Annotated in this window: 11 protein-coding genes; 5 read left to right on the plus strand and 6 right to left on the minus strand. The window is 72.0% G+C overall.

Annotated elements, in window-relative coordinates; all coding sequences use genetic code 11:
• Nucleotides 1-48: 48 nt before the first annotated feature.
• From NR111_RS14060 to NR111_RS14075, 4 genes are all read right to left on the minus strand, one after another.
• A complete protein-coding gene (locus tag NR111_RS14060; RefSeq protein WP_206472762.1) occupies nucleotides 49-999 on the minus strand; it encodes an NADP-dependent oxidoreductase in 951 nt (316 codons plus the stop codon).
• 58 nt (nucleotides 1,000-1,057) lie between these two features.
• Nucleotides 1,058-1,558, minus strand: coding sequence for a metallophosphoesterase (locus tag NR111_RS14065; protein WP_241261094.1), 501 nt, complete (start codon nucleotides 1,556-1,558; stop codon nucleotides 1,058-1,060).
• A 71-nt stretch (nucleotides 1,559-1,629) separates the two neighbouring features.
• A complete protein-coding gene (locus NR111_RS14070; protein WP_154829818.1) occupies nucleotides 1,630-2,544 on the minus strand; it encodes a DUF2993 domain-containing protein in 915 nt (304 codons plus the stop codon).
• Between the two features lie 57 nt (nucleotides 2,545-2,601).
• The gene (locus NR111_RS14075; RefSeq protein ID WP_154829819.1) at nucleotides 2,602-3,102 is read right to left on the minus strand and encodes a DUF2505 domain-containing protein; all 501 of its coding nucleotides are present in this window, start codon (nucleotides 3,100-3,102) and stop codon (nucleotides 2,602-2,604) included.
• Between the two features lie 135 nt (nucleotides 3,103-3,237).
• Between NR111_RS14075 and NR111_RS14080 the strand changes: the two genes are divergently transcribed.
• The 5 genes from NR111_RS14080 (at nucleotide 3,238) to NR111_RS14100 (ending at nucleotide 8,780) form a co-directional block, all read left to right on the plus strand.
• The gene (locus NR111_RS14080; RefSeq protein WP_256821178.1) at nucleotides 3,238-4,323 is read left to right on the plus strand and encodes a UDP-N-acetylmuramate dehydrogenase; all 1,086 of its coding nucleotides are present in this window, start codon (nucleotides 3,238-3,240) and stop codon (nucleotides 4,321-4,323) included.
• 134 nt (nucleotides 4,324-4,457) lie between these two features.
• Nucleotides 4,458-5,594, plus strand: a complete 1,137-nt coding sequence (gene yidC / locus NR111_RS14085; RefSeq protein ID WP_206472756.1) for a membrane protein insertase YidC — start codon at nucleotides 4,458-4,460, stop codon at nucleotides 5,592-5,594.
• Between the two features lie 94 nt (nucleotides 5,595-5,688).
• Nucleotides 5,689-6,261 carry a GNAT family N-acetyltransferase gene (locus tag NR111_RS14090; RefSeq protein WP_256821142.1) on the plus strand — a complete coding sequence of 191 codons (573 nt, stop codon included), beginning with the start codon at nucleotides 5,689-5,691 and terminating at the stop codon, nucleotides 6,259-6,261.
• 232 nt (nucleotides 6,262-6,493) lie between these two features.
• On the plus strand, nucleotides 6,494-8,116 hold the full coding sequence (locus NR111_RS14095; RefSeq protein ID WP_206472754.1) for an ATP-binding cassette domain-containing protein: 1,623 nt from the start codon (nucleotides 6,494-6,496) through the stop codon (nucleotides 8,114-8,116).
• Nucleotides 8,117-8,174: 58 nt separating this feature from the next.
• On the plus strand, nucleotides 8,175-8,780 hold the full coding sequence (locus NR111_RS14100; RefSeq protein ID WP_256821143.1) for a dihydrofolate reductase family protein: 606 nt from the start codon (nucleotides 8,175-8,177) through the stop codon (nucleotides 8,778-8,780).
• 239 nt (nucleotides 8,781-9,019) lie between these two features.
• Here the strand turns inward: NR111_RS14100 and NR111_RS14105 are convergent, their stop codons facing one another.
• Nucleotides 9,020-9,556: a ferritin gene (locus tag NR111_RS14105; RefSeq protein WP_067717088.1), complete on the minus strand. Its 537-nt coding sequence runs from the start codon at nucleotides 9,554-9,556 to the stop codon at nucleotides 9,020-9,022.
• Between the two features lie 130 nt (nucleotides 9,557-9,686).
• The gene (locus NR111_RS14110) at nucleotides 9,687-10,466 is read right to left on the minus strand and encodes an SDR family NAD(P)-dependent oxidoreductase (RefSeq protein ID WP_256821144.1); all 780 of its coding nucleotides are present in this window, start codon (nucleotides 10,464-10,466) and stop codon (nucleotides 9,687-9,689) included.
• Between the last annotated feature and the right edge of the window lie 69 nt (nucleotides 10,467-10,535).

A 10,535-nucleotide genomic window follows, 5' to 3' on the forward strand; every position in this document is an offset into this window, starting at 1 on the left:
ACTGCCGACCGTCCGACTGCTGACCGTCCGACTGCCGACCGCCCGGGATCAGCCCGTGGTGAGCACCATCTTGCCGGCGGTCCGACCGGTCTGGCCGCGGCGGTGCGCCTCGGCGGCCTGCTCCAGCGGGAAGACCTCGGCGATCGTCGCCCGGAGTTCCCCCTGCTCGACGAGCTCGGTGATCGAGACCAGGTCGTGGCGCGAGGAATCCACGAGCATCCGGACCGCACGCACCCCCAGCTCCTCGGCCTCCCGGAAGAAGTCGCCGGACCCCACGGGCAGGATCGACACCACGATCCCGCCGGGACGCAGCGTCCGCAGGGAGTCGAGGGACGTCTGACCGCCGATCGTGTCGAGCACGGCGTCCACGTCGCTGACCGCCTCGGCGATGTCGACGTCGTGGTAGTCGATCGCCTCGTCGACGCCGAGCTCGCGCAGGAAGTCGTGCTTACCGGCGCTGGCGGTGCCGATCACGTACGCGCCGCGGGACTTGGCGATCTGCACGGCCACGTGCCCGACCCCGCCGGCGGCGGCGTGGATGAGCACCCGCTGGCCCGGCTGGATGTCGGCGTACTCGACGAGCGCCTGCCAGGCGGTCAGCGACACGAGCGGCAGGGCGGCGGCCTGCACGTGGTCGAGGGAGGCGGGCTTGGGGGCGAACCAGGCCGCGGGGGCGGCGACGTACTCGGCGTGGGCTCCGTGCCCGAACGGGTACGAGAGCATCCCGAACACCTCGTCGCCGGGGGAGAAGCGCGCGACGCCGATGCCCACCTCCTCGACCACTCCGGACAGGTCCCAGCCGAGCACGAAGGGGGGCTTACCGAGGAAGCCGCCGTTCTCACGGTGCTTCCAGTCGGTGGGGTTGACGCTGGCGGCCTCGACCCGGATGAGGACCTCGTTGGTGCGCGGGGTGGGGCGGGGGAGGTCGACGACGGCGAGGACGTCCGGCTCCCCGAGGGTGTCCTGGTGCACGGCGCGCATGGTGGTGTCGTTGCTCATGGACCCAGGGTAGGCAGATTCCGCGGTCGCCGGTCGGGCGCGGAGCGGCGGGGCGACGTCAGAGCCGGTGCAGCTCGACGTCACCCAGCGCGCCGCCGACGATGCTCGCGGTCATGTAGGTGCAGTGCGGTTGGCGTCGCCGGTCGGTCGGGGAGCCCGGGTTGAGCAGTCGCAGGCCGCCCTGGCCGGACGCCTTCGGCGCGGTGGTGTCCCACGGGATGTGCGAATGCCCGAACACCAGGACGTCGGTGTCCGGGTAGGCCTTGGCCATGCGTGTGTCGCGGCCCGCGGACGCGCCGGCCTCGTGCGTCACCACCAGACGCACGCCGTCGATCGTCTCGCGTGCCACCTCGGGCAGGCGCTCGCGCAGGTCCGGACCGTCGTTGTTGCCCCAGCAGGCGATGAGTCGAGCCGAGCGTTCCTCCAACGAGTCGAGGAGCCCCACGTCCATCCAGTCGCCCGCGTGGATCACGATGTCCGCGGCGTCGACCTCGTCCCACACCCGCTCGGGCAGGTCGCGGGCCCGCGTGGGGACGTGGGTGTCGGCGATGAGCAGCAGGCGGGTGCCGGCGTCACTGCCGCCCGAGCCCCTGCCGTCCGAGACCCTGCCGTCCGCGTGAGGCGCAGGGGTCACTCGGTCGCCTCGAGCACGACATCCTGCCCGGCGATGTCGACGGTCATGCCGCCCGGCACCACCCGGACGCCGGTCAACTGGACACCCTCCGGCAGTTCGGCCAGCGCCGAGTCCATCATCGAGACGGTCCCGCCGAGGAACTCGGAAGGCAGCGGGAAGCCGAGAATCGACGCCTGCTCCGGCTGCATCTCGAGGTCGCCACCGATGAGCCGCGGCGTCACGACCGCCTCGGCCAGGCCGCTGATCGAGACGCGCAGGGTGCCGGCGGCGGGGTCGGCGATGATCTCCTGGACCTGGATCAGCCCGCCGAGCAGGGTGTCGCCGGCCGCGCCCTCGGACTGGGCGGCGGCGGACATGGTCTGCTCGGAGACGAACGCGGTCCCGGTCAGCGAGTCCACGTAGGTCAGGTCGCCTTCGGTGCGCACGCCGTCGGCCCGGATGTCGATCTGCGGTGCCGGGCCGGTCGCGCCGTCGGCCGCCGAGCCGTCGGTGGTGATGCGAACGGAGCCGAGATTGCCGTCGATGTAGGACAGGATCACCGGGCGCGCACCGAGTTCGACCTGGGCGGGCGACCCCAGGCTGGCGGTCACCTCGTCGCTCATGCGGTTCTTGATGGCGTTGCGCATGCCGAACTCGAGACCGACCAGGGCCGCGACGAGGCCCACGGCGAGAAGCGCCGCGATGAGCGCGATCAGCGGCCCGCGTCCCCGCCGGCTCCCGCCGTCAGCGCCGGATCCGCCCGAGCCGGGCCCGCCCGGGCCGCGCTCGGCCGTCCAGGGTCCACCCGTGTCGGAGGCGCCGGGGCCCTGCGAGCCGGTTCCGGAGGCTGCGGCGAATTGCTGCGTCTCGGCGTGCTGGACGCCGGGCCGGTCGTAGGCGGGGAGTCGCTGGGTGTCGTGCGGCTGCTGCATTCGTCCGATTGTCACCGATCCGGGCCGGTCGTGCAGTGCCCACGTCCCCGCCGCAGGTCAGCGTGCGGCGGTCCAGCGGCGCAGGTGCTGGTACTCGGCCTCGAACAGTCGGTCCAGGTGCCCCACGACGAGCTTCTCGAGCTTGCCGCCGAGCAGCGGAACCGACACCTTGACCTGACCGGAGACGGATTCGTGGGCCGCCCCGTCCCGGTGGACGGCCTCGGCGCCGCCGTCGATCATGCCGAGCCCGCCCGCGGCCTCGGCGCGGGCCGATCCGGTGAACCGCTCTCCGTCGAAGTCGCCGAAGGTGCTGGTCCGGACGATCACCAGCTGCCCGGGCAGGACCTTGCGCGCGAGGTCGGGGATGTCGGAGTCGGGGATGTGCTGGGTGACGGTCACGGTGATCGTGTCGCCGGTGGTGGAGAAGTCGTCGAGGGTGTCCTCGGGGCTGCCGACGGCGGCGATGCGGTCGTGCCAGAAGGCCTCGTCGCCGTAGGAGGTGAACACGTTCTCGACGTGCGTGTCGATACGTGCCGTGTGGGAGAAGCGGGTCGCCATGGGGTCAGACCCTACAAGCCGCCGGTTACCCTCGGTCGTGTGAACCCGTCGCCGCCCGACCCCGCCGGCACCGCGCCGCACCCCGCGGGCACCCATCCGCACCCCGCCGACCCGGTCGTCGCCCAGCTGTCCCACATCAGCGGCATCGACGTGGCGCCCGGTGCCCGCCTCGCGGACCTGACCACCCTGCGCATCGGCGGCCGCCCCCGCGCGCTGCTGGAGTGTGCGACCCCGGACGCGGTCGTCGCGGCGGTCCGCGCCCTGGACGCCGCGGACGTGCCGGTGCTCGTGTTGGGGGGCGGTTCGAACCTGGTGGTGGCCGGTGGCGACCTCGACCTGGTGGCGGTGGCGGTGCGCAACCGGGAGATCGACTACCTCGCCGGCCCGACCGAGGACCAGCTCGTCGTCCGCGCGGGCGCGGGCCTGACCTGGGACGATCTGGTCGCCGACACGGTCGGGCGCGGGTACGGCGGCCTCGAGTGTCTGTCCGGCATCCCCGGATCGGTGGGCGCGACGCCCGTGCAGAACGTCGGCGCCTACGGGGTGGAGGTCGCCCAGATCCTGCACCGCGTGCGCTGGTTCGACCGCGCCACCGGCGTCGACGAATGGGTCACCCCCGACGCCCTCGGCCTCGAGTACCGGACGTCGGTGCTCAAGAACACCGACCGCGCCGTGGTCCTCGAGGTGGAGTTCCGCCTCGATCCCGCCGGTCGCAGCGAACCGATCCGCTACGCCGAACTCGCCGGCCGCCTGGGCGTCGCCCCGGGTGACCGGACCGACCCGGCCGTGGTGCGGCGCACGGTGCTGGACCTGCGCCGCGGCAAGGGGATGGTGCTCGACGACGACGACTCCGACACCTGGTCCGCGGGATCGTTCTTCACCAACCCGGTGATTCCCCGGGACGAACTCCCCACGGTGCGATCCCGGGTGGCGGCCACGCTCGGACCCGAGCAGGCCGAGCAGATGCCCGCCTTCTCCGCCGACGGTGGCGTCAAACTCTCGGCGGGATGGCTCATCGAGCGGGCCGGTTTCTCCAAGGGGCATCCCTCGTCGTCGTCACCCGCTCGTCTCTCCACCAAACACTCGCTGGCGCTGACCAACAGGGGTTCGGCCACCGCGGACGACTTGATCGCGTTGGCGCGCGAGGTGCGTGACGGGGTGCGCGAGGCGTTCGGCGTGGAGCTGCACCCCGAGCCGGTGTGGGTGGGCTGCCGCATCTGACCCGGGCCGCCCGGCACAGCCGCGCGACCCTGATTCCCCCCTGCGCCGCCCACCCTGGCACGCTGGAGTCCGACCTTTGTGGTCTGTCCCGCCCCGTGCGCCCGATCCGGCGCCGCTCGTCGTTGGAGAAACCCGTGGACCTGTTCGCGTATCCGGTGTCACTCGTCATGAAGTTCTGGCACTGGGCGTTGAGCTTCGTCGTGGACCCCGACTCCGGCATCGCATGGGTCGGCTCGGTGTTGCTGCTGGTGGTGACCGTGCGGCTGCTGCTCATGCGGTCCATGTGGCGGCAGCAGTACTCGATGCGCAAGATGGCGCAGCTCGCTCCCAAGATGAAGGAGCTGCAGCTCAAGTACAAGGACCGCAAGTCCCCGGAGGACCGTCAGGCGCAGGCAAAGGAGATGCAGGAGCTGTACTCCGGTGCCGGCGTCAACCCCGCGGCCGGCTGTTTGCCGCTGCTGGTGCAGATCCCGGTCTTCCTCGGGCTGTACTACGTGCTGCTCAACTTCTCGCCTCCCGGCAAGTCCATCGAGGAGGCCTCGACCATGACCAACGGGGCGTTCCAGCCCGAGCAGGTCGCCTCCTTCCTCAACGCCGAGATCTTCGGGGTGCCGCTGGCGTCCTACATCCGGATGCCGCAGGAGGTCATGGACTCGCTGCACCCGGGGCTCGTGCGCGAGGACATCCTCATGCTGGCCGTGCCGCTGTTCGTGCTGGCCGGTATCGCCACGTTCATCAACATGTGGAACTCCTTCCGCCGGCAGAAGGCGGCCAAGGCGGCCGAGCAGGCGGCGGTCGCGCAGGTGGAGGCCGAGGAGCGCGCCGGCGGGCCGTTCGTCGACGGCGAGGTGGTCGAGATCGACGGGGAGAAGCCCGCCACCGCGGCCGACGCCGACGCCGGGTCGGAGAGCGGCTCCACTGCGCCCGACCGCCGCGATGGCGCGGCCGGAACCCCGGGCGCTCCCGCCACCGCGGGCGCTGCCGGCGCGGCCGGTCCGGGCGCTGGTGCGGCGGCCAAGCCGCAGGACTTCCAGTCGATGGCCGAGTCCATGACCGAGTCGATGAACCAGTCGATGAAGATCATGATGTACCTCTTCCCGTTCTTCCCGATCGTGGGCGCGTACTTCTTCAACTTCCCCATCGCGATCGGCCTGTACTGGCTCACCAACAACATCTGGACCGCGGTGCAGTCGCACTTCTTCATGGAGCGGCTCGAGAAGGAACTGCCCATGAGCAGCCGCGAGGGCCTGCCGCCCAGCGCGTTCATGTAGCCCGCGCCGTCACACCCGCGCCGTCACCCTCGCGCCTTCGCACCCGCGCCGTCGCACCCTCGGCAGGAGCCCCGGCCGGGTCTACGCTGGAGCCGTGGAGACCGCCGCTCCCGAGGTGACGTTCCGTCCCCTCACCCGCGACGACCTGCCGACGCTCGCGCGCTGGCTGGCCGAGCCGCTCGTCGCGCGGTGGTGGTCGGAGAACTCGCCGGACCGGGTCGAGCAGGACTTCGGCCCCTACCTCGATGACGCACAGACGGAATGCCTGGTGGTCATCGTGGACGGCGAGGACGTCGGGATGCTGATGAGGTACCCGATCGCGGCGGAGCCCTCGGGCGTGGACGAGCTCGCGAGGGCCGGGATCGAGGTGCCCGACGGTGCGTGGAGCATGGACTACCTGATCGCCGAACCGGCAGCCCGCGGCAGGGGAGCAGGTGCGGCACTGGCGGCGCGCTCGGTGTCCGAGATCTGGGTTCGCCACCCCGACGCGAGCTGCGTGATCGTGCCCGTGAACATCGAGAACCCGCGATCCTGGGGTGCCCTGCTCCGGGCCGGGTTCCGGCGGCTGCCGGACGCGGAGCTCACGCCCGACAACCCCGGTGACACGCCCCTCCACGCGATCTGCCGCATCGACCGACCCGCCCTCGGAGGCGCCGGAACTCCGTGAACGGGCGCGGGGTCGTGGTGAACGGGCGCGGGCTCGTGCAGAATCCGGCTCTTGCCGCCGCCGGGACCGCGGTGTAGCTTCAGCGTGAACGTCGGTCGGGCGCACGGCGCGACTCCGGGGAGACCCGGGGCCGCGAGGGGCGCGGAGCCGAGGAGAACGAGACGAGGAGATCGAAGGACAGTGCTGAACCACAGGTGAGTCCCGGCCACACGCCACCTCTCCTGGAGCACGCATGTCTTCCCTCGTCCTGTCGGACGTCGCGTACGCGTTTCCCGACGACACCCCACTCTTCGACGGGCTCGACCTCGCCGTCGGTCCCGGACTGACCTCCCTCGTCGGCCGCAACGGTGCCGGTAAGAGCACCCTGCTCCGCCTCATCGCGGGCGAACGTCGGCCGACGCGCGGGTCGATCACCGTCGACGGCGATCCGGCGGGCCCGCCCACCGTGGGATACCTGCCGCAACTGCTCGCCGACGCCCCGGCGGGGCGGACCCTCGCCGATGAGCTCGGCGTGGGCGGGCGACTGGCGGCGTTGGCGCGGATCGAGGCGGGGGAGGGCGACGACGACGACTTCGGGCTCGCCGGCGATGACTGGGCCGTGGCCGAGCGCACGATCGCGCTGCTCGACGACCTGGGCCTGCCGACCGAGTTGGACCGGCCCGTGGTGGCGCTGTCCGGCGGGGAGCGCACTCTGGCCGCGGTGGCGGGTCGGCTGCTCGGGCGGCCGCGGGTCCTCCTGCTGGACGAACCCACCAACAATCTCGACGGGCGGGCGCGGGAGCGGCTGTTCGCGGCGATCGGCGGGTTCGTCGGCGGCGGCGATCGCGTGGTCCTGGTGGTGAGCCACGATCTCGAGCTGTTGGACCGTGCCGGCAGGACGGTTGAGCTGCGGGCCGGCCGGTGCCGGGTGTTCGGCGGGCCGTATGCGCACTACCGCGAGGTGATCGAGACCGAGCAGGCCGCCGCGGTGCAGTCGCTGACCGGGGCGCGGAACGACCTGCGCGCCGAGAGGCGGGACAGGGTCGAGGGGGTCGAGAAGGCGAGCCGGCGGGTCGCGCAGGGGCGGCGGGTGCAGGCGGCGGGCGGAATGCCCAAGATCCTCATGAACGCCCGTCGCGCGTCGGCGCAGGAATCGGCCGGCCGGTTGCGGGCGGTCCACGACCACGGCGTCGAGCAGGCGCGGGAGCGGATGCGCGCAGCCGATGCCGCGGTCCGGCGCGACGAGCAGCTGCGGGTCGAGCTGCCCGACCCCGGGTTGCCGGCCGGCCGGGTGGTGCTGGATGTCGCCGACCCCGTCGCGGGCCGGGTCCATCTCGCGGGGCCCGCGCGCGTGCGCCTGGCCGGGCCGAACGGCAGCGGCAAGACGACGCTGCTGCGACGCCTCCTCGGCGCTCGCGGTCCGGACCGCGCCGGCGGCGTCGACGAGGGGTTCGATGACGATGGGTTCGACGACGAGGTGGTCCATGTCCCGTTTGCCCTGCTGCCGCAGGATCTGCGCGTCGAGCATCCGGAGTGGTCGGTCATCGACGCGATCCGAGCCGTCCGCCCCGCCGCGTCGGCGGAGGAGGCCCACGCCCACGCGGCGCGGCTGCTGTTCACCGGCCGGGCCGGGTTCCGCCGACTCGGCGACCTGTCGGGCGGCGAGCGACTCCGTGCGGCGCTGGCGGCGCGGCTGTTCGCCCGCCCGGTCCCGCAGTTGCTGGTCCTGGACGAGCCGACCAACAACCTCGACCTCGACGGTGTAGAGGTGCTCGCCGACGCGCTCTCGCAGTGGCGCGGTGCGCTGCTGCTGGTCAGTCACGACGACGGCTTCTGCGATCGGGTGGGGGTGGACGACGTGATCATCCTCGGCTGACCCCGCTCCGGCGGGGTGGACGCACGCGAACACACCCATCCCCGAAAGAGGACCCACCATGCGCAAGCTCATCTACTACGTAGCTGTGAGCGTCGACGGTTTCATCGCTGACCCCGACGGCGGCTTCGACGACTTCCTCGTCGAAGGCGACCACATGCCCTGGATCATCGAGCACTACCCGGAGACGATCCCCGGCCACCTGCGCGAGCCGCTCGGGCTGATGCAGACCCCACACCGGGTGTTCGACACGGTGATCATGGGCCGCACCACCCATCAGGTGGCCGTGGACGAGGGCCTGTCCAGCGGGTACCCGCACCTGCGCCAGTACGTCGTGACCCACCGGCCGGATGAGCTACCCGCCGAGGAGGGGCTGACCGCATCCGACGAGGACCCGGTGACGCTGGTCCGCCGGCTCAAGGCCGAGGACTCACCGCTGCACATCTGGCTGTGCGGGGGCGGGATGCTGGCAGGGCAGGTGGTCGACGAGATCGACGAGTTCCGCCTCAAGGTCAATCCGGTCGTCCTCGGCGCGGGCATCTCGCTGGTGGCGCGGGCGACGGGTGGGTCGGGCGCGGCGGCCGGGGCGCTCCCGCTGGCACTGACCCGTCGGACGCGTCGGGACTTCGTGAGCGGGGTGAGCTACGTAGAGTTCTCCCGCGGCTGACCGCAACGCCCGCCGCGCCGCTGCCTCCCCGCCACCGCCCTGCCGCCGCGCCTCCCCGGGCCGCCGTCGAGAAGAGTGTTTCGCGCGTATCTGTCGAGTAGAGGCGCGCGAAACACTCTTCTCGACGGCGCGGTGGCCAGGTGACGCGGTGGCCAGGTGACGCGGTGGCCCGGTGGCGCGGTGGCCCGGCGGCGCGGTGGCCCGGCGGCGCGGTGGCCCGGCGGCGCAGCCGGCGTGGGTCAGACCGCGCCGCCGGCGACCGAGGGCGGGGTGCCGGTGTTGGTGGAGGAGTCGGTCTCGCGGGCCAGGTACTCCTCGATGCGGAACCAGTCGTCGGCGGCGCGCTCGGCGATGGTCACCAGGGTGTTCATGTTGGCGACCTCCTCGACCTGCTCGCGGAGGAACCACAGCATGAACTGCTCGCCCAGCGGGTCGGACTCGGCGCGGGCGGCCTGGAACATCGCCTCGATCTGCCGGGTGACCTGCTTCTCCTGCTCCAGTGCGGCGCGCAGCGCATCGGCGGGACCGCGGAACTGGGCCTCCGGCGCGGGCACGGCCGGGATCGTCACGGCGATCTCCCGGTCGAGCATGTACTGGACCATCATCATCGCGTGGTTCCGCTCACCCAGGCTGTGCGAGTAGAAGCGCGACGCCAGCTGCGGTAGGTCCTGCGCGTCCGCCCACACGGCGATCGCGATGTACTGCTGACTGGCGGCGAATTCGTGACCGACCTGAGCGGAGAGTAGTTCGACGAATGAGTTCTTGTTCCTGGCCATGGAGGAGGCCCCTTTCGGTAGGGGGCCAGCCTATGGCCGCCACTGGCGTTCTGCCAGGTCAGTAAGCCTAACCTGGGTAAACCCTGGCCAGCCTCACCTACCGCACGTCAGCCCCGGTGGGCACCGCCCGTCAGCCCCGGTGGGCGCGCATCGCGGAGTGCTGGTCCCGTGGCTTCACCACGATCTGGTCCAGGTTGACGTGCGAGGGCCTGCTCGCCACGAACCCGACGATCTCCGCCACATCCTCGGCCATCATCGGGGTCAGCCCACGATAGACGGCGGCCGCCTTGTCGTCGTCGCCGTCGAACCTCACGCGGGAGAACTCGGTCTCGACCATGCCGGGCGCGATCTCGGTGAACCGCACCGGCTGGCCCAGGTGCTCCCCGCGCAGCGTCCGGTGCAGGACCGCCTGCGCGTGTTTGGCCGAGGTGTAACCGGAGCCGTTGTCGTACGACTCGAGGGCCGCGATCGAGGTGATGGTGATGACCAGCCCGTCGCCCGTGTCGACCAGCACCGGCATGAGGCCGCGGACCATGCGCAGCGTGCCGAGGACGTTGGTCTCCCACATCCAACGCCACTGGTCCTCGTCGGCGTCCATCACACTGGTCGTGCCCTTCGCGCCGCCGGCGTTGTTGACCAGCACGTTCAGCCGGGGGATGGCCGCGCAGAACGCCTCGCACGAGTCGGCGTCGGTGACGTCCAGGGGCAGGGCGGTGCCGCCGATGTCCGCCGCGAGTGCCTCCAGCCGGTCGACCCGCCGCGCCCCGACGATCACGTGGAACCCCAGTCGGGCCAACTCGCGCGCGGACGCCTCACCGATCCCGGACGACGCCCCCGTCACCACCGCGATGCGGGTCTCGGCGGGCAGGGCGGCGAGCCGCTCACGGGCGGCGGAGTGATCGGTGCTCATGTCCTAGAGGGTAGGCGGCGGGTGCGACACGGTGGACGAGGTGTGGGCGCCCGACGCGAGAAGGGTGCC

This window comes from Dietzia sp. Die43 (assembly GCF_024519835.1).
In the GTDB taxonomy this organism is placed as follows: domain Bacteria; phylum Actinomycetota; class Actinomycetes; order Mycobacteriales; family Mycobacteriaceae; genus Dietzia; species Dietzia kunjamensis.